Origin of the sequence: Xylophilus rhododendri (genome assembly GCF_009906855.1) — a bacterium.
GTDB lineage: Bacteria > Pseudomonadota > Gammaproteobacteria > Burkholderiales > Burkholderiaceae_C > Xylophilus > Xylophilus rhododendri.
Window position 1 is genome coordinate 3447278 of the sequence record NZ_CP047650.1, and the last position, 21050, is coordinate 3468327.

Sequence of the window (21050 nt, forward strand, 5' to 3'; positions counted from 1 at the left end):
GGCTAAGCTCAAGGTATCGACAGATACCGGCTTTCCATGCATCCGAAACCGTTCCCGCCCGCGCCGCTGCCGCGCCGCCGTTTCGTCCAGACCCTGGCCGCCGCCGGCCTCGCCGGTGCCGCCCCGTGGTCGCTGGCGGCCACCGCGCCGCGCCTGGGCAGCCCGGAAGTCCTGCGCGGCACCGAGTTCGACCTCGTCATCGAAGAAACCTGGGTGAACCACACCGGCCGCCCGGCCCTGGCCACCACCGTCAACGGCTCGCTGCCCGGCCCCACGCTGCGCTGGCGCGAGGGCGAGACGGTGACGATCCGGGTGCACAACCGCCTGCGCGAGCCCACGTCCATCCACTGGCACGGGCTGATCCTGCCCTACCAGATGGACGGCGTGCCCGGCATCAGCTTCGCCGGCATTCCGGCCGGCGCCACCTTCACCTACCGCTTCGAGGTGCGCCAGAGCGGCAGCTACTGGTACCACTCGCATTCGGGCTTCCAGGAGATGCGCGGGCTGTACGGCAGCATCGTCATCGACCCGGCGCGTGCGCCCGCCCGGCCGTCGCAAGACCGCGACTACACCGTGCTGCTCTCGGACTGGACCGACGAAGACCCGATGCGCATCCTGGGCAAGCTGCGCACCCAGAGCAGCTACTACAACTACCAGCAGCCGACAGCGCTCGATTTCCTGCAGGACGTCTCGGCCACCGGCTGGCGCGCCGCGCTGGACCGGCGCCAGATGTGGAACCAGATGCGCATGAGCCCGACCGACCTGTCGGACCTCTCCGCCGCCACGCTCACCCACCTCATCAACGGCACCACGGCCCAGGGCAACTGGACGGGGCTGTTCCGGCCTGGCGAGAGGCTGCGGCTGCGCCTGGTCAACGGATCGGGCAACACCTTCTACGACGTGCGTATCCCCGGCCTGCCACTGCGGGTGGTGCAGGTGGACGGGCAGGAGATAGAGCCGGTGACGGTCGATGAATTCCGCTTCGGCCCCGGCGAGACCTGCGACGTGGTGGTGGTGCCCAAGGATGATGCCTACACCCTGTTCGCCCAGACCATGGACCGCAGCGGCCACGCACGCGCCACGCTGGCGGTGCGCCAGGGCTTGTCGGCGCCGGTGCCGGAACGGGACAAGGTCGAGTGGCTGAGCATGGCCGACATGATGGGCGCGATGGACCATGGTGCGATGGCGGGCATGGACCATGGCGCCATGGCGGGAATGCAAGGCATGGGCGCCATGACCGGCATGCAGCCCATGGCAGGCGCTGACGAGGCGCCTCCCGACCCCCTCGCCACCCCCGGCACCCGCGTGCGCCACGCCCGCACCGAATACGGCCCCAGTACCGACATGCGGGTCGACACCCCCCGCACCAACCTCGACGACCCCGGCATCGGCCTGCGCAACAACGGCCGCCGCGTGCTCACCCTGGCCGACATGAAGACCCTGGGCGGCCCGCCCGAAGAACGCGGCCCGGGCCGCGAGATCGAGCTGCACCTCACCGGCAACATGGACCGCTACACCTGGTCCTTCGACGGCCTGGAGTTCAGCCAGTCCACGCCGGTCGCGTTCCGCCACGGCGAGCGGCTGCGGGTGATCCTGCACAACGACACCATGATGACCCACCCCATGCACCTGCACGGCATGTGGAGCGACCTGGAGACGGCCGACGGCGACTTCCAGGTGCGCCGCCACACGATTCCCGTGCAGCCGGCGCAGCGGGTGAGTTTCCTGGTCACGGCCGACGCTCTGGGCCGCTGGGCCTGGCACTGCCACCTGATGCTGCACATGGAAGCCGGCATGTTCCGCGAAGTGGTGGTGGCATGAGCGCGGCCCGCAACCTCCTGCTGATCTGCCTGGCCGCCACCGCCGCCGGATCGGCCACCGCCCAGGCCATGGACCACGGCGCGATGCAGATGCAGGGCGGCGACCCGCCGGCCGACGCGCGCGACCCGCACGCGTACTCCGGCGGCTACCGCATGGGCACCGGCCTCTACGCCCTGCCGCACCAGGCCGGCACGGCGCACCAGATGGAGATGGCCGACGGCAGGAGCTTCGGCTCCTTCCTGGCCGACCGCCTGGAGCGCGCCGGCCATTCCGATGGAGTCGAAACCGCCTACGACCTGCGCGCCAGCTATGGCACCACCTACGACAAGCTGGTGCTCAAGGCCGAGGGCGAGGCCGCACAGGGCCGCATCGGCGAAGCGCGCACCGAACTGCTCTGGGGCCATGCGGTCGGCGGCTACTGGGACACCCAGCTCGGCCTGCGCAACGACGCCGGCCACGCCCGGCCCGGCCGCAACTGGTTGGCCTTCGGCGTGCAGGGCCTGGCGCCGTACTGGTTCGAGCTGGAGGCCACCGCCTATGTGGGCGAGGGCGGCCGCACCGCGCTGCGCCTGGCCGGCGAATACGAGCTGCTGATCACCCAGCGGCTGATCCTGCAGCCGCGGGTGGAGGCCAACCTCTATGGCCGCGACGATCCCGAGGCGCGGCTGGGCAGCGGCCTGTCCAGCGGCACCGCGGGCCTGCGGCTGCGCTACGAGATCAGCCGGCAGTTCGCGCCCTATGTCGGCGTGGAGCGCGCCGCCAGCTTCGGCGGCACCGCCGACTACGCCCGGGCCGCGGGCGCGCGGCCGGCGCAGACGCGCTGGGTCGCGGGCGTGCGGATGTGGTTCTAATCGCCGTCTCTTTCACCATCCCCAGGATCACCAGCATGTCCCTGTCCCGAGTCCTCGCCCGCGCGGCCTGCGCCGCCGCCGTCCTGCTCGCCAGCACCGCCGCCCTGGCCAACCCGCAGCTGCTGGCGTCGAACCCGGCCGAGAACGCCGAGGTGCCGGCGCTGTCGCGGGTCGAACTGAACTTCAGCGAGAAGCTCGCCGCGCGTTCGTCGGCCGCCAAGCTGACCATGACCTCCATGCCCGGCATGACGGGCCATCCGCCCATGCCCATGGCCGTGACCGTGTCGGCCGGCGAGGATGGCAAGACCATGCTGGTCACCGCCGACCAGCCCCTGCCCAAGGGCAGCTACCGGGTGGACTGGCGGGCCGCCTCCGGCAGCGCCAAGCCGGTGACGGGGACGGTGAATTTCACGGTGAAGTGACAGGAGCGTCCCCGCCATGATCGATTTCCGCAGTGTTTTCCTGCCCTATTGCGTGCTGAGGCTGATGGACGGCAATCACGTCGTGCTCAACCGCAACGAAGCCCCGGCCGGCCTGACTGTCGAGGGCGGCGTGAAGATGGAAGACCATCCGGTGCGAGTGCGCCTGCAGGACCTTAGGCCCGAGAGCATCGCCGCCGCCAGCGTGGACGGCAGCGGCGATGCCGCCCGCATCCTGCTGTACGACGACAACAGCATCCCCACCGATAGCGCCGAGCACTGGGCGGCCTACGGACGGCGCCTGCAGGCGCTGGCGGCGCTGGGGCTGGAGGCGGTGCGGGAGGGGGATCCGGAGTTCGTCGTCGTGCCGGACTTCCCGGTCTTCAAGGCCAGGGCCCGCTGAGCGCCGCCGGTCGGCGTATCTGGTCCCCTCGACAGGAATCGAACCTGTATCTAGCGCTTAGGAGGCACTCGTTCTATCCATTGAACTACGAGGAGGGGTTGCAGATTCTAGCTGTCTTTCATTGGAGAGCGTGCCCCGCTTGCCACCCCTGTATCATTCGATCCACCCTGGCAGTGAGTCGGGATGTGATACGGGAGTGAGTCGCCGATGGCATCGATTTCTAAGGTCGAAGGGCGCTGGCGTGCATTGATACGCCGGAAGGGGCACAAGCCTATCAGCAAAAGGTTTGACACCAAGGCTGCGGCTGCAGAATGGGCTCGCGCCATCGAGACGCAGATCGATGTTGGCCAGGTCCCCAAGATGGCCAGCCCGGCCACCATCGGGACCCTCATCAAGAAATATCGTGAACTGCGATCGACGACGAAGCCGATCCTGGATACCTCAAGCGAGCATTACGTGCTGAAACAGCTCACGCGCACGCTTGGCGAGATACGCGCGGAAGCACTTTCCGTCGACGATTTATTAGGTTGGGCTACGCGGCGCAAGGATGAGGGCGCCGGCCCTTACACAGTCAATTGCGATCTATCAAAGCTGGGGACGGTGCTGCGCTATGTAGGGGGTAGTCTGCCTGACGTAATCGGCACAGCCCGCCCAAAGTTGGCCTATCTCGGACTGATTGGTGGGGGCGGCATGCGTGAACGAAGGCCCGTTGAGGATGAGCTAGCCCGCATTTGTACTTGGCTGGTCGAAAACCGAGGTCAGGTCTATTCAGACTTCGTCCTTTTCAGCGCCTACACCGCCATGCGACGTAGCGAGGTCGCCCGCATCGCCTGGAGCGACGTTGATGAGAGGAAGCGCCTAGTGCTGGTGCGTGACCGGAAAGATCCGCGGAGAAAGATTGGCAACGACCAATGGGTTCCATTATTGGGGGAGTCTTGGAACGTTATGCAGCGTCAGCCCTCCAAGCAGGCCATTGGGGTAGCTCAGGAAGATCAGAGGATTTTCCCGATTCATCCCCAGACCATTTCGAAGTATTTTAAAGATGCGTGTCGTGAACTTGGCGTGCCGGATCTTCATCTGCACGACATGCGTCATGAAGGTACAAGTAGATTGTTCGAGGAAGGCTTCGAGATTCAAGAGGTGGCTTTGGTCACTGGGCACAAGGACTGGCGTCACTTACGCCGTTACACTCAGCTGAAGCCAGAGTCATTGCACTTAAAAGTTGGAAAGCAAAGGGGTTGAACATGGCAGTTCCGCGGGTGTTTGTTTCTTATTCTCACGACTCTCCAGAACATAAAGCGTGGGTGCTAGATTTGGCAACTAAATTGCGGCACAGCGGGGTGGAATCAATTCTTGACCAATGGGCGTTAGGTCCGGGCGGCGATTTGCCTCACTTCATGGAGCAAAATTTAGCCAGCGCGGATCGGGTGCTTATGATCTGCACCGACCCGTATGTAAAAAAGGCGAACGCTGGTACTGGCGGCGTAGGTTACGAAAAAATGATTATTACGCCCGAGTTGATGAAGAGCATTGATTCTCGGAAGGTCATTCCCCTTATTCGGCAGTCAGGAACAAAAAATGTTCCGGCGTTCCTTAACTCAAAAATCTATTTGGATTTTTCGCGAAGCGATCAGTTTGAGTTCAGCTTCGACGAACTGGTGCGCGATCTACATGGCGCGCCACTTTACGCGGCGCCTCCGGTCGCCGCCAATCCCTTTGATATTGCCAACGCGACAGAGCCGGTGGAGGCTGCGAAGCGCTCGTCTGACCCCATCATAAGTCTGATGAGATTGATCGTTAAGGCCTTCGATGCAAGTCATTTCGACTGGGTGAGGTACGCATACATCATCGAAAATTCAGAATATTCGCGAATTATGGTAGATATGTTTATTTCGGATTTGATTAACAAGCGGCTGGTAAGGCAGGACGACGAGAAGGATATATGGCTTACTGACGAGGGGCGCCGCTTCGCAATTGTGAATAATTTGACCGGGAAGCGTTGACGATCACCCCGCCTGTTGTCGACAAGTGTCCAGATACGTCGCGACATCTCTATAATCTGCAAACCGCTTTCCTCCATCGACATATGTGGGAACGGCGAGGGTTTTTTTGGCAACTTGGTTATAGATGGTATTCGGTGCCAAGTCTAATACCTCGCCGAGTTGCTCTACATTAAGCCGTAACCCATATTTCTCGACTAGATACGCTTGGGTAATAAGGCTCATTTCAGGCCCCCTCAATAGATAGCTGATAGCCGGCCGGATGAATTTGGACGGTGCCTCCGGAACTGCGGACCTCAGCAATCGCACGATCGAGGGCACGCCAATACTCGCCATGGCTGAGCTGGCTGAGTTGGAAGGCAAACAGATCGACGCCGGCGTCGATGTTGTCCAGCTCCTGGTAATACAGGGCTGTGGGCTTCCAGTGGCCGCTTGCCATCGCCCTCATGCGTATCTCGGCCAGGGCAAGCTGCGCGGCCTGGATGTGCGCCCGGGCGCCGCGAACGACGCCCTGCAGTTCGATGGTGTCAGCGATGTTCATGACGCTGACGACGTGAGTCCACTGGCCCTCGTTGGCAACGCCCTCGCGCAACGCCTTGAAGCCCGCACGGACGGGCTCCAAGGTGGCGTCGATCTCAGGCTTTGTGAGCAGGGTTGCCCTGGTCATGGCCAGCAGCATTGGGTTGGTGGATACCGGGCGCGGCCGGCGCGGTTTGCGGAGACCATTCATGCCAATACTCCTGCCTCGAAGTAGCCGAGGTTCCCCCCTGCAGGGTTGGAAGTCGAGGATCTCCGGGTCTGCGAGCACATGGCCGTAGGGACCGGTGAACCAGGGCGATTCATGCACACGCGCGCATGCCACCAAGCGCGCGGCGCCGATGATCCCTCCGCGCTGCAGGTCGCTCGGTTTGGGGAGCACCTCAAGGACATCGCGGATGCGTTCATCCGCGCGAATGAAGAGTCGGCAGGCCTCGTAATCAGGCATGGTCATAGCTTGGGCCGCGTGGATCAAAACGCGGCCGCGGCGGTATGTTGTCCAGCTGCGGTTTTCGACGGGCTTATGACCATTCACGATTAGCCAGGCCCACGGCTGGCGAATAGAAAGCGCGATCATGTTGCGGTCTCAGGAGTAGTGACCTCAACCCGAACGGGATGCATGGTCCGGCCAACGACGAAGAGCATCACGGCGCCGCCGGCGTTGAGGGCAGCCAACTCGGCAGCGTCAGGACGCCAGAACGAAACCACAGAAGGAACGTCGTTCTGCATGACATCCGTGATTGGCAAGGCCCCCACTGGCAACGCACCTTGGTACCAGCCGGCGGGTGCGCCGAGCACTCGATTGTTTGAGGAATGCTGGAAGAAGTTCATGCTGCGGCCACCTCCAGCTCGTCTTCTGCGAATGTCTCGACGCGCGCCTTTTTCTTGCCGACCGGATCTAAGCGCACATCCCATGCATAGCCGCTCTTCGACCTTCCGACGATCCGGCCGAGCTGCCCGGCGAACCCTTGAAGGTGCTCGGCCACATTGGTGCTTACTTGAATGCGCTGGGAAATCACGAAGCCGTCAGATGCACCGGGCGGCGGAGCCATGGCCTCAATTTCATCGGAGCGAGCTGTGGCCAAGTCGTAGCTGGCAGGCCCCGTTCGCACGTACCAGGTGTCGCCGTTGCGGGCCTCGATCGTCCCTTCCTTTCCAGCCACCTTGCGAATGTGACGATTCGGCCCTCTGATGCCTTCTTTGAATCGCACCGCCTGGCCAAGTGCAAAAGGCGCGGCGGCCGCACCAGGCTGCCGCAGGACAGCCTGGCCTTCGTCGCCTTGTGCCGCGACAGCGGCACCTGAGCCGGTGCCCTCGACTGCGTCCGCCGGCACCGGCGACGAGCTGGGCGCCGGGGCCTGCCGAAGGACAGGCCCCGCCTCGTCACGCTGCGGCGCGTCAGCGCCGCCTAGACCTGATCCCTCGGCTGCTTGAAGAGCCGCGGAGATCTGCGCAGATGCGTGTTCCTTCGAGGTCTTGGCAATTTCGTCAGCCGGCGCAGCCGGGCCTTTTTTGCCCTTGACCTTTTCTTTTCCTCCCCCCCGCACCCCACTAGCTTGCGCAGCAGGGGGTAGGGGTAGAGAGGCCTTTGGCGATCGGGATTTGGGCAGGAATTTGGCCTCCGCATCGGCCTTGGCCATGGAAATAATGGCCGGCAGGCGCGATGCATAGGCGATCCCGGCCACGAGCATCAGCCCGGCGTTTTCGCCGTGGCGCGCGCCGGAATCGCGCTGCATGATCACGAGCAAATGCAGCTGGTCGGGGTCGGGCGTTTCCTTAGCGTAGTCGAGCAAAGCCGAAGTTGGAGAGACTTTGCCCAGGCCGAGGAAATCGGAGAGCGCTGTAGCGTCATCAACGCTGAGGCTGTAGATCGCCGACTTCACTAGCACGCGATGCACATCCATCGTGAATGAGGCGCGGCCGGTGCCCCGGATCACGTTCCACGTCTGCTGCATCAGCATCGTGCGCCAGGCCTGCTCGTACTGTTGCTTCGCCTTCAGGAGAGCCTTGGCCTTCTTTTCCTCGGAAAACTCGCGTACTTCCTTGGCGACTTCCTGCGTCTCGTTCGCCTGGCTGTCCACGCTTTTCAGCAGCCTCAGAACGACCTCGTTGGGCAAGGCGGCGATGAGTGCACCGGCCTTGCGATGGTCCTCGATCATCACGGGCGTGATGCCTTCGGCTTTCATCTGCGCGCCGATGATCTTGCGCAGCGGAACGCCTGTTGGACTGTCCTCGGCATCGTCTAGGCGCTTGTAGCCCTTGTACTTGGGCTGATAGCTGCCCACCAGCAGCTCCTTGGCCTCAGTGCCGGCGATAACGGTCTGGCCTTTTTCCTTGGCCTTCGCAACGACGACCGCCGAATGTGCCTCCTGCTTTTTGTGAAAGCAGGGAGGGAAAGTGCAGACGTCCGGCCCCTTGACGTCAGAGAACAGATCCGGCTCGTGGCCTGTTCGCTTCGGGCATGTGCTGCATGCCCCGGCCTCGGGCAGCAGGGATGCATCGGTGATCTTGAAGCGGGCCTTGTCGAGCCGCAGCATGAACTCTTCTTGGAAGTGGTTTGCCGCGTCGCGGTAGCTCGGCACATCGCCTTGCCAGTCCTTTTTGACCAAGTACTGCAGCGCCTTGGCTTGCAGTTTTTCGTCAGGTATGCGGGCGATCAGCAGTGCCTTGCTGGCGTCGATCGTGCCCTCGCGCAATGCCGTGCGGCCTGCCTGGAACAGAGCCAGCAGCTTCAGCTTTGCGTAGACATAGGCCTTGCTCTTGCCGATCTTGCCCGCGACCTGGTCGGCCGAAAGCTTGCTGTGATCCATCAGCAGCTGATATCCCTCGGCTTCCTCAAGGGGCAGCAGATCGTCGCGCTGCAGGTTCTCGGTGATCTGGATGTCTAGCACCTGGTCGTCGGTGAGGAACCGCACCACTGCCGGCACGTCGGGCACGCCGGCAAGCCGGCTGGCCCGCCAGCGGCGCTCGCCGTACACCAACTCGAACTCCGGCAGGTCGGTGCCGCGCGCCCGGCCCTGGAACGTGTCCTGCAAGCGCTCGCCTGGCAGCGGCCGGACCAGGATGGGCGAGTGGACGCCGCTGGTCTTCACGCTGTCTGCCAGCTCGGAGAGCTTTTCGGCGTTGAAAGTCTTGCGAGGGTTCGTCAGGCTGGCGACGATGCGGTCGAGGCCGAGGCGCACGACAGCGCCATCCGGGAAACTCGCCATGGGGGCCGTAAGGGTGGTGGGAGCTTGGTTCATATGCTGCGACTCCGATAAAAGCCGGACTCAGTGATGGGATTGCCCTGCAGGTCGGTGATGCGGCCATCGCGATAACGCAACGTGTTTCCAATGCGCGAGGGGATCTCGTGCTGGGCATCGCTTCCAGATCGGTGGTGCCGGCCAGACAGCTCGGGGCAGTGGGTGTTCTCCGTAGAGACAGGAATGCGCCTGGGCCCGGCGACAAAGCGAGGGCGGTGCAGCAGGTAAACCGCCGTGAAGTGCTGCCCCTCCTCGGTGGCAAGGGGATACGGGCAGCTCTCATCGATGGACTTCCCGGCCTTGGCCGCGGCCGCTGCCAGGTTCTCGATGCGGATACGATCGGCTTGTTTGATCTTCACTGCGGCTGGGCCTGCAGGACGGTGACCTTGACCACATGCGGCATCACGATCCGCACCTCTAAGTGCTTGGCATCGAGCGTCAAATGCGTGCCCTTGCGGCAGTGATTCGCCCGAGCTTCAGCTGCCATCCGGCGGGCGCGCGGGTAGGGCTCTTCACCGTGCACGCCGAACGTCACAGCGCCGAGCTGGCACTGGAGCTCGTACACGACGACTGGCACGGGTTCCTCCCCCGCAGTTCGTGCACTCATGCGGAAATGGGCGTCCTGTGTCAGAACGCCAGTGAAGGTCAGCGCGTCAACTACGTGGATATCTTCTCGCGCCTGCAATGGATCGACATCGCCGAACATGTCGAGCTCGGCAGGCGCCGAGGCGTGTGCAGACGTCTGCACGGCATGTGCTTTGCTTTGCATGGGATGTCCTCAGATCAGAGGGAAGGGGCTGGCCAAAGCCGTCGTCGCTGCGCATCCCGCCGCGGCCAGGAATGCGAGCACGACGGTGATGGCGAAGGCTTTGGCAACGCGCTGACGGCGGCGCCGTGTGCGGAGGCGGTGCGTTTCTGCGGCCTGCACGAAGTAGTTCGGCTTAAGCACGGGCGCCTCCGTGTCGAAGTACTTGGGCGGGCCAGGCTGTGGGGAAGCGCCGCTCGGCGTCCTCGGCCGCGGCCGCGTTGCTGGCGAAGATGCCCACGTAGGTGACGCCGGCGACCTTGATGCGGAACGCGCTCATGACCGCATCCCCTGAAAGTACTCGTCCTGCAGGGGGTGGACGTGAAGGCGATCACGCAGCCGCTTGGGGTCCATCGCGCCACGGCCTTCGCCGTAGGCTTTGATCCAGCTAGCGGTGTTTACCGCGGCAGCATCGGCAATGAGCCAGCGTTCGGCCTGCGTCGATGCGACCATGTAGCGGTCGGCGCGGTCTTCTGCGCGACGCGCGCGAACCATTTGGTTGTCGGCGATCACCGCCAGGCCAACGACTGCGACAAGCAGTATTAGCAACAGCACCAGCGCGGTGGCGCCATTCATGACGCCACCCCCGGATGGTTAATCGAGAACACCCGCAGCTGCTCGCGAAAGACACGCTCTATCTGTGCCTTCGCCACGCACTGAATGGCGGCGGCCAGCTGCAGAGCTTCTTCAGCTGGCATCCATCGGCCTTCGCCTTCGAAGGCGATCCAGATCCATTCATCCCGCTGATTAAGCGTGCAGTCGGAAACTTCGAACCCATGCACAACGCTCGCTTGCCGTTGCACGTAGGTGCCGCTGAGGTCATGCGGAAGGTGGCGCTCGAACGATGGCGCGCGAGCCAAATGGGGGGATGCTGCCGGCGTGACCGAGCCGGCAATCGGTTGTGCAGACGTCTGCATGCGCACTCCTTGTTGGGATGCGCAAATCTATTCGATGTCGAATAACAAAGTCAATCGATATCGAATAATTCCTCCTGCTCCGCTATTCCATCCCTTTGGACTTGGAAGGAGTAGATCTTTGCGGAACGTCTTTTCCCGGTAGGCCCAGGGCGCCGATGATTCGTTCTGCCATGCTTTCTGCAAAACCGGCGTCGTCGGCTTTTTCGGCTACGTCTTTGAGGATCGCGGCGACCGAAGACCTGATGCCCGCTGGCTGTGGTTCTAGTAGGGCTCTCAGTTCTAAAACCAGTTCGCGAACCCCACGTGTGGGCGGGTTCAGCGGCGTTGGTGCTGGCACAGCCGGCGTTCGATCGGCCACTCTCCAAAGGACTCGGTGGTCCCCGGCCTTTCGGGCTTCCTTATTCATGTTAGACGCCACCCAGTCCGCAACGTCAGGGTCGTAGAAAGCCTCAACGGGAATGCCGAAGAACTTGGCAACAGGCGCCATGCTGGTCCGCCTGGGTTCGCGGACTTGCTTGTTCAAGTATTTTGCGATCGTAGGCTGGTGCACACCTTCCGCCTTCGCGGCGAGGCTGTTCGGATTGAGCCCCTCGGCGTCGAGCAGGAGCTTTAAAAGGAAGTGGCCATCCATCAGTCTAACTATGCGCTAACGAATAATTCGCTTCTGCATTGAAAAGCTATTCCATATCGAATAGGATGCAGGCATGGAAACGACCTTACAGCTCCTGAAACGACTTCGGTCCAGCGGGATGACCCAGATTGAGATCTCGAAAGAGACCGGCATTCCTCAGCCGCGTTTGTCGCGGTGGGAGCAGGGAGACGTCGCCCGTTCCGCGGATGACGCCCTCAGGCTGAACGATTTGGCGGCGAGACGAGATGCAGAAAGTGCTTCTGTCGCGGAAAGGAGCAGCCATGCAGCCGCTTAAGCCCATTGCATGGCGGCGACGTGCTATGGAGAGGGGTGAACGCGCTCGTGCATGGTGGTCACAAAACTTTTTACTGCTGTACCGCGGTGAAGAGCCCCTGTCGCCGCCGCCACCATGCATGGCCGAGCTAGTGCGGTGGCTGCAAGGACACGGGTCAAACTGCGCGGCGCCAGCTGCTGTTAAAGCGATTGCCCACGCAAGATCTTCACTTGTCCAGCCACGGTCCGACAAAACTCTGGCGACAGCTCTGGAGCATCTGGAGCGGTCTGCTTGAAAGCACTTGACGCATCCGAGATTTTTTCGAGCCAAGTAAGGCTGCGCTTGATTTCGGCGTCGAAAAGCGGATCTTTCTCTGCGACTTTTACAAGCGCTTGGATAACAAATTCGAGTGCGAATTTTCGAGCGTTGTTGAATTCGTCTTGGTCGAGCATGGGTGTCCCTTTCTTGGACCTTGGGTGCATGGAAGCTCCACTGTACCGAGGCTGCGGACACCCGCCTTTTCTGCCTTGCTGCCTGCCCAAACGACGCGCGGGTTGTCACTCCTCCAAGGTCTTGTCGCGGGCAGGCGCCGAGATTTCCGTGCATCGCGGTGGCAAGGCCTTTTCTTCCTTTTTTCATCGGGCTACCTCTCCATGGCACGCAGTGTCGCGGCGAGCGCCTGAGCGCAGCAATAACGACAAGGTCGAGGGGTCGCTATGGAGATGAGTATTTTGGATGCGGCCTACAACGTCGGCCAGGACTACAAGGATGGGGGGGCCGCAGGTCTGGCGCGCCGCATGGGCGAGAACCCGAGCCACTTCTCATCTCAGCTGGCCCAAACCGGTTCTGCGAAGCTCGGCCTGGCCACGGCGCTAAAGATGTCCGTCATGACCGGAGACCTGCGGATCCTTCAAGTGTTTGCCCAGGAGTGCGGCCAGATGCTTGTGCCGCTGCCGGAGATTCAGAGCCTCAGCACCGAGGATTGCCTGCAACGACTTGGAAGCGCCTCGATCGAGTTTGCGCACGTCGCCGCGACATGCTGCGAATCTCTCGCCGACGATGACGTGAATGCCAATGAGCTGGCGAGATTCAGGAAGGCCAAAGGCGTGCTGCAGAACGCCATGCACCAGCTGGACGTAGCCATGGCTGCCAAGCACGAAGCCAGCAAGCCGGCTAGCGAGCGGAGTGGTGGCGCAGCATGAGGCCCGCAGGCGAGGTTTCGATGGCGTTGCTTCACGCAGCTGTGTCTCTGTCTACGGCCGAGCGCGGCGCGACCCTACGCGAACTGGCTGGGTCAGCCCAGGTGGGGGTTGCGGCTGCTCGCCAGGCGGTCGCCAACATGAGCCGTAGTGGGCGGCTGGTGAAGTGCGGTGAACGCCCCGTGCCATACCGCAACCGCAAGGTGGCCGAGTACAGAGCTCCGCATGCCTTGCCGCCCGCCAATCGGGGGCCGGTCGAGCTGAGTGCTGTCCTTGCCTGCTGGGCGAGGTAGCAGCCGCGATGGCCGAAGTGATCATCCCCACAGTGGCCGAGCCACTGTGGGACAACATTCCTGCGAGCCTCGCGCAGCGTCAGCAGTGGCTGCTGTGGAAGTTCGAAATAAAGCCTGGGGCGAAGAAGCCCCAAAAGATCCCGTACTACGTGATGGGCGGTCGCCGTACTGGCGACGTGGGCAGTGATCGTGATCGCCAGCGGCTCGCCACGCTGCAGGTCGCTCAGCGCGCGTATGCCAAAGCGCAATGGGACGGTGTTGGCTTCGCCTTTCTGCCCGATGACGGCTTGATCGGCGTCGACCTTGATGGGCAGTGGAACGACGATCCCGAGGGCTGGACCGACCGGTGTCGGAACATCGTCCAGGCCTGTGGCAGCTACACCGAGATCTCGCCCAGCGGCAAGGGCGTCCACATCATCGGCAGCGGAACGACGACCACCAACAAGTCCAACGACATTGGGGTCGAGATCTTCTGCGGCAGTCAGTATTTCACCTTCACAGGCAAGCTCTGGCCGGATGCGCCTGCCGACGTGCAGCCGCTCGGCGAAATGGCCTTGCGTCGGTTGCACAAAACGGTGGATGAGGCCAAGGACGCCCACAAGAAGGCGAAGCAAGCGCCGCCGTCAGCAAGCAACGCCGAGCGCAGCCCTAGGTCGGCTGGCCAGGACGACTTCGCCTACATCAACGCGCAGGCGATGCAGGGGTTCGCGCTATGGGTGCCCGAGCTGTTCCCGAAGGCGCGGCAATACAAGGGCGGATACCGGATCACTTCCAAGGAACTGGGCCGCGACCTGCAGGAGGACTTGGCCATCCATCCCGAGGGCATTCAGGACTTCGGCGAGGAGGCGACATATACGCCTATCGACCTGGTCATGAAGTGGCGTGGTCTGGCGAAGCCCGCGGAAGCGCTCCATTGGCTTGCCGCCCGACTGTCCATCATCTTGCCAAAGCCAGGGGGGCGCGAGCCAAAGGCACCGCGCGCGAACGATCCGGCTCCCGCTGGGGGGCGGGGAGATGACGGTGGGCGCGGCGGCGCCGGCGATGGCGGCGGCTTCGGCGAGCCGCCTGACGACGATAGCGACCTCGAAGCGCTGCATGCCAAGCTGGTCACCAGGCGAGGCTTCCCCGTCGATTGCCGTGAGAACGTTCTCTATTGCCTGACGCTTGATCCTCGCCTGAACGGCTTGGTGCGCAAAAACGACTTCACGGGCTTACTGGAGCGAAGTCGAGAGACGCCCTGGGGCCGCGCAGCAGGCGAATGGGATGAGGAAGACGACCTTATGCTCGGCGAACACCTGTTGTTCAAACATGGCTTGGCCGTCAAGGCGAAGGCCACGCTTCGAGACGGCGTGATGATGGCCGCTCGCCTGCGCAAGTACAACCCGATCGTCGACCTGATCAAGGCTGCAACCTGGGACAAGGTTTCTCGCCTGGACCATTGGCTGGCTGACGTCTTCGAGGTCCAGCAGCGGGAGTACACGGCCCTCATCGGGCGGTGCTTTTTCATGGGGCTGGTCAAGCGCGCCTTGGAGCCTGGCTGCAAGTTCGACTACATGCTCATCATCAAGGGTGAGCAGGGCCTGCAGAAGTCCAGTGCTTGGCGGGCCATCGCCTACCCCTGGTTTACCGACAACGCGATCCGCATCGGCGACAAAGACAGCCAGATGGCCCAGCAGATGGCCTGGATCGTCGAGTCGGCCGAGCTGGAGTCGCTGAACAAGTCGGAGTCGACCCAGATCAAGCAGCATCTGTCGGCGCAGGAGGACTGGTATCGGCCTCCGTATGGCTCGCAGATGATCAAGGCGCCTCGCCACTCTGTGCACGTCGGCACGACCAATGCCGACACGTTCCTGCGTGACGCTACGGGGGACCGGCGCTTCTGGCCGCTGGAGGTGTTCGTGGTCAATCTCGAACTGCTCAAGTCCCTGCTGCCGCAGCTGCTCGCTGAAGCCTATGTTCGCGTTTCAGCAGACGAGCGGTATTGGCCCAACCGCGAGGAAGAAAAGCGGTTGATCTTTCCCGAGCAGGAGCCTTTCAAGCGCGGTGACCCCTGGGAGGAGTACCTGGGCGAATACGTCAATGCTGAGGTCGGCGCCACGCAGGTCGACATACCCCGGCGCGACCGCGAGTTCTTTCCGACCACCGAGTTGTTTGACAAGGCCCTTCAGATCAAGGCCGACAAGATCGATGGCTCGGGGAACATGGATACCCGGCTGGGCAACTGCATGAAGGCGCTCGGCTTCAAGCGTGAGCGCGAATCCACCGGGAAGCGCAGGAGGGGCTTCACTCGCCTGCGCCAGCCGGTGGATTCCGCCGCCCAGCCCGCGCAAGCCGCGGCACCGAATCAGTGGCAGGAGCCGGATGACGCCCTGCCGTTCTAACCCTTTCAACGACAGCGTGGCTGGATGCCATGCGGTTTGGCCTCGCCCCGGCCGGGCAGACGTTTGCACGTTTGCCTCCCCGGTCATGACGCCGCCGCCGTCCACCCTAGTCCACCCTTGGGCCACCCGGGGTGGACGGCGCAAGTCGTTGATCTATTACGGGAACTGTCCCGGCCGTCCACCGGACCACCCAATCCGGCCGTTCCCTCATGAGGCGTGCGTGCGCAGACAGGCAGGCGTGTGTCTGCGCGCGCGCCCGGGCGCAACCCACCCGCACCTACTGAGAGGGATGGACAGATGGACGGATCAAGCATTGACGCGGGTTTGCAGCGTCCACCCCATGACCACCAGCCGAGTGAGATCCCGATGAGCCAGCCAGCGAAACAGGTCAACATGCGCGAAGCCATGCCCCGGACCGCGAAGTGGGTCGCAGAGATGCGCGAAAGGCACGGAGCGCAATACATCGACCGCTGCATCCGAGCAGCCTTGGCCGGCGAGCGCAACCAGTTCTATGCCGTCGAGGGCGGGCATGTGGTGGGCACGCCGTTCGATTGGAGCGAAACGCTGCGATTCCTCGTCACGATGAGCATCGTGTCGGGTGGTCCCTACGTAGCCGCCATGCGCGATCCTGCCGGCGACGTGGACCTTGTCGTTGTTCCGCCGGCCGCGACGAATGGAGGCGCCAATGGCCCGCATTGAGTGGATGCACAACCGCCTTCAGAACTGGGCACTGTGGGCGGCGCGGGAACGCGGCGGGGGTCTGGGATTCTCCACTCAGTCGGTTCTCCTGCGGGATGTGACCGGCTCTGAGGCGCGCGAGTCATGGGTGCCAGTCGATGAGGTGGAGGCTGGCATCACGGATCGGGCGGTGTCATCCCTTGCTGAGCCTCATCCTGAATTGCACGAAACCCTGGTGCATTTCTACATCCACCAGCTGAGCGCGATCGGCATCGTGGCTGCTGGCTCGGCCGCAAGCGTATCGACGGTGCATAGCCGGCTGGCGAATGCTGACCGCAAGCTGGCCGCCTGGCTGGCTGCACGGACTGAACGCCAAACCGCGGCAGCGGCGCCGCTTCCCAAAGCCCCTCGCGTTACCGGCACGCTACGGCGCAGCAAAAATGGGAGTTTTACAACATAGAGCGAATCGGTACATTTCAGGCACCTTGAGAAAAATGGGTTTACGCGATGGGAACGCAGGGCTTCTCCCAAAAGCTGCGTCTTGCGACAGCAGTCAACAGGGTCAAGAAACAAGGAACTAAGCCGGTCAGCGAGGAAGAAAAGGCGCGGCACAGGCAGGTCGCAAAGGCTCGCGCCGACAAGCTACTCGCTGAGAACCTGGCACAGCGTGCGCTCGTTCAGAGCAAGCGCATCTAGTCCACACACATTCATCTACAGCCCGCCGCGAGCAATCGCGGCGGGCTTTTTCGTGGCCGGATGGAATCGCGCTGTCACGCCGAGCCCTGAAGGCGTCCCACCACGGGGAAATGGTGGGGTCAACGGCACGAATGCGGTCCCGTGTTATCAGGGTGCGCCGCGAACGGCAGGGTCCAGTTGGGTCAGATCAAGCCCAGCAAGTCCGATGGACCCAACAACGAAAGCTCTATGCCCGTCGCAGCCCCCCGCCCGTGCACGTATCCGGGCTGCGGGAGGCTCGTCCGCGACGGGTCTAGCCGGTGCGAGTCGCACCGCCGCTTCGAGCAGCGCCAGTTCGACCAGCAGCGCGGATCGGCTGCGTCACGCGGGTATGACTCGGCCTGGCAGCGTGCCCGCGAAGGATTCCTGCGAGCTCATCCGCTCTGTGCGAGCTGTGAGAAGGCCGATCTGGTGACACCCGCCACGGTCGTAGACCACATCGTCCCGCACAGAAACGACAAGGTACTCTTCTGGACGCGGTCCAACTGGCAGCCGCTCTGCAAAAAGTGCCACGACATCAAGACGGCCACCGAAGACGGTGGTTTTGGAAGGCGCAAGTAACTAACTAATGCTGGGTCTGGAGTTGAGCAAGGTGGCAGTTTTTAAACTTCTTTCCGCTTAGGCATGGGCACGGTTCGTTCCGGCCGATTTTGCCCGGCGCGGAAATTCGATATTCCCCGTTTGGCATCTTGGTGAATACCAACTTTGATCCTTTGAGGTTCTCGGAGATTACCTGCTCCGGCATCGTCACGGGGTGGTTGGTCACTTTGTCAATAGGTGTGAAGAAGATAGGACCAATCGCTGCACCCGAAATTTTCGCCTTTCTCGTATACCCGAGTTCAAAGGATTTAATCACTTCATGCGCCATTTGCCGAATGGCGGCTCGCTCTGGACTCGATACGTCAATACGAGATTCGCCGTCGCGAGATATAGTAACGCCAAGGGCGTTTTTGCGAGAAAAGGCCGCATATGAGGCGGGTATTTCGGGCGACACATGCCCCAAGCCCTCTTTGTTGGAAACGCGGTTGATCAAGTCCATGCGCGTCAACCGATTTCCCGTCCCATCATCGAGGACCACTGCATTTAACCAATCGGTCTGTGATATTGGGACGCTGGGCCCATGCGGCCAATCGAGAAAGGCCTCGTGCGTGCCCGAGTTCGTCCCCACAGCTGCAAGCGCGTGGTAGTTCGGTAAAAGCTCATCGCGTGGCATTGCAGTATCAATTAAAAGATGCGTTTCAAAGCCAGCTTGCCTCACGAGTGGCGGGGCGTCAGGCTGGCCCCTGAATAGGACGCGCATAACTTGAGCCATTGTTTTCGACTGATGTAATTTGCCGTTGTCGAAACCATCGGCCGCGTCTTTTAGTATTTCAATGCTGTCTCGAAAGTGTCCTGCGATCTCTTCTGGTGTTTGCTGGTACTTGGTCATGTATGAGTCCTAACTTCGCGGCTTGCAGCAATGGGCCGGATTCCGGCTCCGGCAAATATAAACCATAGACTTTTTTGGAGCTAAGTATGGCAATCCTTTCGATTACTGAGTTCGCGGCGCTGGGCGCTAACTCCCGGGGCGGTCTGGCGCCGGTTGCGGCAGTCCCACCCGCAGCTCAGCAAACTCTGGCGATCGCCGGTGCATCAGCCGCATCTGTCGCATTCAGCGCAAAAACGAACTTAGTTCGCCTTTGCTCAGATGTCGCCTGCTATGTGGAATTCGCAACCTCGCCAACAGCTAGCGCCACGAAAATGCGCTTGCCGGCCGGTGTTCCTGAGTACTTCGGAGTCCAGCCGGGCAAGGGCTACAAGGTCGCAGTGATTGCGGGCGCGTGATGCTGGTCGGTCGCCTTGGTTCTATCTTTGCGGCGTCGGCTGCTTCCGTAGCGCCGACTCCGGCACCACCAGCCTCGGCATTTCCGAGCGCTGTTAGGAACCTTGCGGTTACTGGCGCGAATCAGGACATGGTTCTGAACTATGCCTACGATGCACCGACCAGCGGACTCGCTGTGACAACTGCAGGCTATCTTCACTACCAGCGCCTTCTAGGTGACACCGCTTGGACGGCAATCGATCCGACTGCTCTGATGGTGGGTCGAGCTGCACTCGCAGGCCCAATGCCTGCTGGTTTCCTGACTCGTGGCAAGACCTACGAGTACCGTGTGGTGCCCACCAATTCCAGCGGCTCGGGTCCGGAGTCCATCGTCCAGATCTCGACCCCGATGATGACGCTGACGTCCCCGACGATCACTTCTGATCCTTTGGCTGGTACAGCTGTCACCTGGACTAACGGTACGGCCGTGAGCACCACGGGTGGGGCTACCCCGACGCTGACGCACAAGCTGTTCGTCAATGGCACCGAAGTGCTCAACGCCACCAGCGGCAGCTATACCTCGACGGTTGAAGGTGACGTGATTGCTGTTGCGATGGACGCAACTGATTCTTCAGGTACTGCCCGTGAAGTGGATGGCCGAACCATCTATGCGGTCGGCACCACCGTGGTCACCGAAACCTCATTCGAGGGCCGAGTTCGCAAACGTGCACTCCCTGCGACCAGCCGATTCACTGCCGGCACCCGCTGGCTGAACCTGGCGGCTCAGACAGTTGCGAACGTGGCGGCAAGCGTCTACACGGGAGCCATCGGCATGGTGGGCGTGCCGCAAATGGATACCGGCAACAAGCTGCTCATCAAGTCGGCGCCGGGGACATCCCTGGGCTTCGACATGACCTGGAGCGGTCTGACCGTTGCACCTCCGACGGACAAGATGCTGTCCGTGGTGCTGTACTTCCCGAATTGGCCTGACATTCCAAACCGGGTGCTGAACAGCATGGGGTTCGTTGTCCGCGGGGCAACCGGCGCCACCCGCTATATCTGCTCCTCGGCATACATCAATTTCGACGGCACCTGTACCGTGACTTTGATCGACGCCAACGACGCCGACGCCATGGCCGCGTTGAACAACGCGAACTACACGGTCACCTCCACGACCGGGAGCAATGGCGTCAACGCGCATTACAACTGGACGGAGAACATCTCCGACTTCCGCATCTACACCAACATCCAGAATATCCCGGATGCACAGGTGCTGCTGCTGGGCGTGTTCAGTTCCAGCCGTCTAAAGAAGCCGCTGATGCTGTCCACCACGGACACTTCCGACGAAAGCGCAGTGAACCTGATGGTGCCTGCTGCAAAAGCTCGTGGCATCAAGCCTGCGATCCGTTCTGGTGGTGCCGACATCTTCCGCAATACGGACTACCTGGCCGCGTTCAAGAAGGTGGTTGGTGATGGCTCGGCCGAGGTCTACAACGGTGCCTACCAGCGGTGGCCCAATGGCACGATCAGCGCCAAGCAAACCGAACTGGACTACAAGCAGCAGTCCGACTGGATGCGGACAAATGGCCTAGGCGATCCGGCTACCAACCCAGGTATCCGGGGTTACTCGGGTGCAGGCAATGCGCTGGGCGACCGAGCCAAACGCCAGCGGGCGGCATGGATGTCTGGTCTGACCATCATGAAGGGCGGCGCGAAGAACGGCATCTACTTCGGTCCTCACGGCATCGACGATCCAACGTCCCTGTTCACCTTCGGCAGTGGCTCGCTGAGCGCCATGCAGCGGTACACCAACATGGCTGAGAAGTTCGGCAGCATCGCTATCAGCTTCTCCCACAACTACGCCACCTATGGTTCGACGCCGGTGCCTGACGCCAATAACGGGGTCGCTACTGGCGGCGAGTGGATCGAGAACACGATCAGCCGTTTCGACTGGCTGAACACCAACTCGTCGAACGGCACGCTGAACGGAAAGATCAAAGCCGGCACCTTCAAGGAAATCAACGATTTCCTGCTCGGCAACTGATGCGGCGAGCCCCTCACCC

26 protein-coding genes and 1 tRNA gene are annotated in these 21050 nt (G+C 62.2%); 14 read left to right on the forward strand and 13 right to left on the reverse strand.

Annotation, left to right across the window (positions count from 1 at the left end; translation table 11 throughout):
- Positions 1-36: 36 nt before the first annotated feature.
- From GT347_RS15900 to GT347_RS15915, 4 genes are read left to right on the forward strand one after another with little or no spacing between them, the layout of a single operon-like run.
- Positions 37-1821 carry a copper resistance system multicopper oxidase gene (locus GT347_RS15900; protein WP_160553141.1) on the forward strand — a complete coding sequence of 595 codons (1785 nt, stop codon included), beginning with the start codon at positions 37-39 and terminating at the stop codon, positions 1819-1821.
- Positions 1818-2672, forward strand: coding sequence for a copper resistance protein B (locus GT347_RS15905; protein WP_160553143.1), 855 nt, complete (start codon positions 1818-1820; stop codon positions 2670-2672). Before GT347_RS15900 ends, GT347_RS15905 begins: the two co-directional genes overlap by 4 nt.
- 35 nt (positions 2673-2707) lie before the next feature.
- Positions 2708-3094 carry a copper resistance protein CopC gene (locus GT347_RS15910; RefSeq protein WP_160553144.1) on the forward strand — a complete coding sequence of 129 codons (387 nt, stop codon included), beginning with the start codon at positions 2708-2710 and terminating at the stop codon, positions 3092-3094.
- 16 nt (positions 3095-3110) lie between these two features.
- Positions 3111-3494, forward strand: coding sequence for a hypothetical protein (locus GT347_RS15915; protein WP_160553145.1), 384 nt, complete (start codon positions 3111-3113; stop codon positions 3492-3494).
- 20 nt (positions 3495-3514) lie between these two features.
- On the opposite strand, the gene GT347_RS15920 is transcribed toward GT347_RS15915, so the two are convergent.
- A tRNA-Arg gene (locus tag GT347_RS15920) sits at positions 3515-3589 on the reverse strand.
- Positions 3590-3701: 112 nt separating this feature from the next.
- Here GT347_RS15920 and GT347_RS15925 point away from each other — a divergent pair.
- The gene (locus GT347_RS15925; RefSeq protein WP_160553146.1) at positions 3702-4736 is read left to right on the forward strand and encodes a site-specific integrase; all 1035 of its coding nucleotides are present in this window, start codon (positions 3702-3704) and stop codon (positions 4734-4736) included.
- Between the two features lie 2 nt (positions 4737-4738).
- Positions 4739-5497 carry a toll/interleukin-1 receptor domain-containing protein gene (locus tag GT347_RS15930; protein WP_160553147.1) on the forward strand — a complete coding sequence of 253 codons (759 nt, stop codon included), beginning with the start codon at positions 4739-4741 and terminating at the stop codon, positions 5495-5497.
- Between the two features lie 223 nt (positions 5498-5720).
- Here the strand turns inward: GT347_RS15930 and GT347_RS27580 are convergent, their stop codons facing one another.
- The 10 genes from GT347_RS27580 to GT347_RS15980 all read right to left on the reverse strand — a co-directional run bounded on the left by GT347_RS27580 (position 5721) and on the right by GT347_RS15980 (position 11626).
- A complete protein-coding gene (locus GT347_RS27580; RefSeq protein WP_229722334.1) occupies positions 5721-6608 on the reverse strand; it encodes an ASCH domain-containing protein in 888 nt (295 codons plus the stop codon).
- Entirely contained in the window at positions 6605-6862 is a 258-nt protein-coding gene (locus GT347_RS15945; protein ID WP_160553149.1) for a hypothetical protein, read from the reverse strand. The genes GT347_RS27580 and GT347_RS15945 overlap by 4 nt, the downstream gene beginning before the upstream one ends.
- Positions 6859-9273, reverse strand: a complete 2415-nt coding sequence (locus GT347_RS15950; RefSeq protein ID WP_160553150.1) for a ParB/RepB/Spo0J family partition protein — start codon at positions 9271-9273, stop codon at positions 6859-6861. The genes GT347_RS15945 and GT347_RS15950 overlap by 4 nt, the downstream gene beginning before the upstream one ends.
- Positions 9270-9632: a hypothetical protein gene (locus GT347_RS15955; protein ID WP_160553151.1), complete on the reverse strand. Its 363-nt coding sequence runs from the start codon at positions 9630-9632 to the stop codon at positions 9270-9272. The genes GT347_RS15950 and GT347_RS15955 overlap by 4 nt, the downstream gene beginning before the upstream one ends.
- On the reverse strand, positions 9629-10042 hold the full coding sequence (locus GT347_RS15960; protein WP_160553152.1) for a hypothetical protein: 414 nt from the start codon (positions 10040-10042) through the stop codon (positions 9629-9631). The genes GT347_RS15955 and GT347_RS15960 overlap by 4 nt, the downstream gene beginning before the upstream one ends.
- 9 nt (positions 10043-10051) lie before the next feature.
- A complete protein-coding gene (locus tag GT347_RS15965) occupies positions 10052-10222 on the reverse strand; it encodes a hypothetical protein (RefSeq protein WP_160553153.1) in 171 nt (56 codons plus the stop codon).
- A complete protein-coding gene (locus GT347_RS27300) occupies positions 10215-10358 on the reverse strand; it encodes a hypothetical protein (RefSeq protein WP_195812354.1) in 144 nt (47 codons plus the stop codon). The genes GT347_RS15965 and GT347_RS27300 overlap by 8 nt, the downstream gene beginning before the upstream one ends.
- Positions 10355-10654 (reverse strand): hypothetical protein, encoded by a 300-nt coding sequence (locus GT347_RS15970; RefSeq protein WP_160553154.1) that lies wholly within the window; start codon positions 10652-10654, stop codon positions 10355-10357. The genes GT347_RS27300 and GT347_RS15970 overlap by 4 nt, the downstream gene beginning before the upstream one ends.
- Positions 10651-10995, reverse strand: a complete 345-nt coding sequence (locus tag GT347_RS15975) for a hypothetical protein (RefSeq protein WP_160553155.1) — start codon at positions 10993-10995, stop codon at positions 10651-10653. The genes GT347_RS15970 and GT347_RS15975 overlap by 4 nt, the downstream gene beginning before the upstream one ends.
- An 82-nt stretch (positions 10996-11077) precedes the next feature.
- Positions 11078-11626, reverse strand: a complete 549-nt coding sequence (locus GT347_RS15980; RefSeq protein ID WP_160553156.1) for a helix-turn-helix domain-containing protein — start codon at positions 11624-11626, stop codon at positions 11078-11080.
- A gap of 118 nt (positions 11627-11744) precedes the next feature.
- Here GT347_RS15980 and GT347_RS28075 point away from each other — a divergent pair, with 118 nt between their 5' ends.
- Positions 11745-11921, forward strand: a complete 177-nt coding sequence (locus GT347_RS28075) for a helix-turn-helix domain-containing protein (protein WP_407704165.1) — start codon at positions 11745-11747, stop codon at positions 11919-11921.
- Between the two features lie 179 nt (positions 11922-12100).
- On the opposite strand, the gene GT347_RS15990 is transcribed toward GT347_RS28075, so the two are convergent.
- Entirely contained in the window at positions 12101-12352 is a 252-nt protein-coding gene (locus tag GT347_RS15990; RefSeq protein ID WP_160553158.1) for a hypothetical protein, read from the reverse strand.
- A 264-nt stretch (positions 12353-12616) separates the two neighbouring features.
- On the opposite strand from GT347_RS15990, the gene GT347_RS15995 reads away from it, so the two are divergent.
- The 5 genes from GT347_RS15995 to GT347_RS16015 all read left to right on the forward strand — a co-directional run bounded on the left by GT347_RS15995 (position 12617) and on the right by GT347_RS16015 (position 17747).
- Complete coding sequence (locus GT347_RS15995; protein ID WP_160553159.1) at positions 12617-13102, forward strand: phage regulatory CII family protein; 486 nt, start codon at positions 12617-12619, stop codon at positions 13100-13102.
- 298 nt (positions 13103-13400) lie between these two features.
- A complete protein-coding gene (locus GT347_RS16000; protein ID WP_160553160.1) occupies positions 13401-15773 on the forward strand; it encodes a VapE domain-containing protein in 2373 nt (790 codons plus the stop codon).
- A 366-nt stretch (positions 15774-16139) separates the two neighbouring features.
- Positions 16140-16472 (forward strand): hypothetical protein, encoded by a 333-nt coding sequence (locus tag GT347_RS16005; RefSeq protein WP_160553161.1) that lies wholly within the window; start codon positions 16140-16142, stop codon positions 16470-16472.
- The gene (locus GT347_RS16010) at positions 16459-16911 is read left to right on the forward strand and encodes a hypothetical protein (protein WP_160553162.1); all 453 of its coding nucleotides are present in this window, start codon (positions 16459-16461) and stop codon (positions 16909-16911) included. The genes GT347_RS16005 and GT347_RS16010 overlap by 14 nt, the downstream gene beginning before the upstream one ends.
- A 464-nt stretch (positions 16912-17375) precedes the next feature.
- On the forward strand, positions 17376-17747 hold the full coding sequence (locus tag GT347_RS16015) for an HNH endonuclease signature motif containing protein (RefSeq protein ID WP_160553163.1): 372 nt from the start codon (positions 17376-17378) through the stop codon (positions 17745-17747).
- 4 nt (positions 17748-17751) lie between these two features.
- On the opposite strand, the gene GT347_RS16020 is transcribed toward GT347_RS16015, so the two are convergent.
- Positions 17752-18615 carry a YecA family protein gene (locus GT347_RS16020; protein ID WP_160553164.1) on the reverse strand — a complete coding sequence of 288 codons (864 nt, stop codon included), beginning with the start codon at positions 18613-18615 and terminating at the stop codon, positions 17752-17754.
- A gap of 86 nt (positions 18616-18701) precedes the next feature.
- Between GT347_RS16020 and GT347_RS16025 the strand changes: the two genes are divergently transcribed.
- Both GT347_RS16025 and GT347_RS16030 read left to right on the forward strand, forming a co-directional pair.
- On the forward strand, positions 18702-19010 hold the full coding sequence (locus GT347_RS16025; protein ID WP_160553165.1) for a hypothetical protein: 309 nt from the start codon (positions 18702-18704) through the stop codon (positions 19008-19010).
- A 128-nt stretch (positions 19011-19138) separates the two neighbouring features.
- Positions 19139-21031 (forward strand): hypothetical protein, encoded by a 1893-nt coding sequence (locus GT347_RS16030; RefSeq protein WP_160553166.1) that lies wholly within the window; start codon positions 19139-19141, stop codon positions 21029-21031.
- Positions 21032-21050 lie beyond the last annotated feature (19 nt).